Raw genomic sequence first — 522 nt, 5'->3', positions numbered from 1 at the left:
AGGAAAGCTCGACAAGATCCGGTTCAGCGAAGCCTGGGTCTGATTGATAGCCGCCCAGTAAAGACTCAGCACAGCAAGGACTACCCCAAAGATTTTGAAAGAGGTTCCCGGCTTGAACAGTCTAATTTTATTCTTTTTCGCAGTAGACTTTTCCATCACTGCCCTCCTATAATCTCTTCGGCTCTGATTGGTCTGCCATATATCTCTTCAAACGTCTCTTCTGTCACTTCTCCTATTGGCCCGTCAAAGACGATTTCACCCTCTCTCATACCGATGATCCGGTCTGCATATTCCATGGCAAGATCAATGAAATGAAGATTGACTAGCGTTGTCAGTCCATCTTCCTTGCTGACCCGCTTCAAATCACGCATCACCTGATGTGACGTAGGTGGATCTAGGGAGGCGACCGGTTCGTCCGCGAGAATAATCTGCGGCTGCTGGGTCAAAACACGGGCGATACTCACGCGCTGTTGCTGTCCACCACTGAGATAATCTGCCCGGGTATAAGCCTTCTCATCAATT

The 522-nt window shown here is 48.9% G+C and carries 1 protein-coding gene; it reads right to left on the bottom strand.

From position 1 onward, the window contains the following. Positions 1-155 precede the first annotated feature (155 nt). Positions 156-522 (bottom strand): ATP-binding cassette domain-containing protein (locus tag ADIMK_RS18035; RefSeq protein WP_036191094.1); only part of this gene is annotated, 367 nt, incomplete at its 5' end.

Origin of the sequence: Marinobacterium lacunae (assembly GCF_000705555.1) — a bacterium.
Lineage (GTDB): Bacteria > Pseudomonadota > Gammaproteobacteria > Pseudomonadales > Balneatricaceae > Marinobacterium_D > Marinobacterium_D lacunae.
This window is presented reverse-complemented; position numbering and strand designations above follow the sequence as displayed.